Source organism: Williamsia sp., assembly GCF_016462415.1.
Classification (GTDB): domain Bacteria; phylum Actinomycetota; class Actinomycetes; order Mycobacteriales; family Mycobacteriaceae; genus Williamsia_A.
Window position 1 is genome coordinate 1 of record NZ_JAEMTF010000222.1, and the last position, 2,084, is coordinate 2,084.

At 66.9% G+C, this 2,084-nt stretch carries 2 protein-coding genes and 1 pseudogene; 1 reads left to right on the forward strand and 2 read right to left on the reverse strand.

Annotated elements, in window-relative coordinates; genetic code table 11:
- Positions 1-100: pseudogene (locus JHC79_RS23540) on the forward strand (RDD family protein); the annotation flags it as partial.
- A 40-nt stretch (positions 101-140) separates the two neighbouring features.
- Here the strand turns inward: JHC79_RS23540 and tgt are convergent.
- A complete protein-coding gene (tgt, locus tag JHC79_RS23545; RefSeq protein WP_296395485.1) occupies positions 141-1,418 on the reverse strand; it encodes a tRNA guanosine(34) transglycosylase Tgt in 1,278 nt (425 codons plus the stop codon).
- A gap of 98 nt (positions 1,419-1,516) precedes the next feature.
- Entirely contained in the window at positions 1,517-1,948 is a 432-nt protein-coding gene (locus JHC79_RS23550) for a cupin domain-containing protein (RefSeq protein ID WP_296395487.1), read from the reverse strand.
- Positions 1,949-2,084: the final 136 nt, after the last annotated feature.

The window sequence follows — 2,084 nt, forward strand, 5'->3', positions numbered from 1 at the left end:
GGCACTGGTCATCGCCATCGGCGTGACCATCAACAACGACCCCAACAAGCAGGGACTGCACGACAAGTTCGCAGGCGGCACGCGCGTCGTCCGCGTCTGATCGTCCCGAGGACCTGCGATACCGCTGCTACGCGGGCGGCCTACCGGCTGCCCGCGTAGTAGCGCGCGAGGAAGGCGTCGCGGTACTCCGCGTACGTGCCGTCCTCGATGGCCTGCCGAGCGCGGTCGACCAGGGTGACGATGAAGTGTTCGTTGTGGATCGTGCACAGCGTCGACGCCAACCCCTCCTTCGCCTTGAACAGGTGGTGGATGTAGGCGCGGCTGTACTGCGTGGCGTAGTTGTCGAGCTCCGGATCGAGCGGCCCGAAATCGCTGCGGAAGCGCGCGTTGGTGACGTTGTAGCGACCGTCGAACGAATAGATCGCACCATTGCGCGCCACCCGTGACGGCGAGACGCAGTCGAACGTGTCGATACCGCTCTCGATCGCGGTGAAGATGTCGTCCGGCTCGCTGATGCCCAGCAGATGCTTCGCGGTCTCGGTGGGCAGTTCCGAGTTCACCCAACCGACGATGCGACCGAGGTTCTCCTTCTCGAGCGCGCCGCCGATCCCGTAGCCGCCGAACCCACGCCCGCCCGCGTCCTGGTCCCGGCGACTCGCCTCCATCAGGTCCCGTGCCGCGAGCCGACGCAGATCCTCGTACTGCGCCCCCTGAATCACACCCCACAGCGACTGCACCGGACGGTGGCTGCGCTCGGCGGTGAGCCGGTTGTGCTCGGCGAGGCACCGGATCGCCCACAGTCGGGTCCGCTCCAGCGAATTCACCTGATACGGGCGGGTGTTCATCAACGTGGTCAGCTCGTCGAAGGCGAAGATGATGTCGGCACCGAGCTGGTGCTGGATCTGCATCGACACCTCCGGGGTGAACCGGTGCGTGGTCCCGTCCAGGTGCGACTTGAACGTCACGCCATCGTCGTCGACCCGCGCGAGCCGCTCCTTGCCCGGCGCGATGACGTCGTCGTTCTCGGTGTCGCGGACCTCCATCGAGATGACCTTCTTGAACCCGACGCCCAGCGACATCACCTGGAATCCACCGCTGTCGGTGTAGGTCGGGCCGGGCCAGTTCATGAACTTCCCCAACCCGCCGGCGGCGTCGATGATCGCCGGGCCGGGCTGCAGGTAGAGGTGGTACGCGTTGGCCAACACCGCCTGCGCACCGAGGTCCGCAACCGCCTCGGGCAACACGGTTTTCACCGTCGCCTTGGTGCCGACCGGGATGAAGGCCGGGGTCGCGATGTCACCGTGCGGCGTGTGGATCACACCCGTCCGACCGAGGGTGCCCTCGAGCGGGGTGCCGAACTCGAAACTGCGGTCGGGGGCGTGCTCGGTGTCATCGGGCGTGGTCACGTCCGTGATCATCTCAGATGTCGACGATGGGCCGACCGACGCGCGCCCACCGTGCGCACGCGCGCGACCCTCGGCGCGCGCCTGAACGGACGGCGCGCGTTTCCCGTCGGCTACCGCGGGGTGTCGCAGGCCGGGGCGGCCGCGTCCTCGAAGAACGGCTTGCCCTTGGGCAGCACGTACACGACATCGAGGACGACGTCGCTCTTCGTCAGGTTCACACCCCGATGGGTGTTGCGGATGCCTGCAGGTTCGTTGATGAAGTCACCGGCGCGGTAGATGACCGGCTTGCAGTCGGATCCGGGGTGGGTCAGCGTCCCCGATTTCACGATGCCGAAGATCGGGCCGTCATGCCAATGCCACCCGGTGGTCCCACCGGGTTTGATGGTGATCTCCCGCGCCGTCGCCTCACCGGGCCCGCTGATGAACGGCAGCAACCCGGCGGGGATGTCCGCGGAACCCAGCGTCACCGCACTGATCCCCGAACTCGGTGTCGCACCGGCCGTTCCGGCCGGGATCGCGACAGCCGCGAGAGCACAGCCCATCGCGACGATCGCCGTTCGGGTCAACTGCTTCGTCACGCTCGCGGTGTCCATGGCGGCAGATTAACCCGCCGCACACAGACTGCGACGACGATTGCGGCGATGAAATATCGCTCGCAACCGTCGTCGCTTCGTCAAT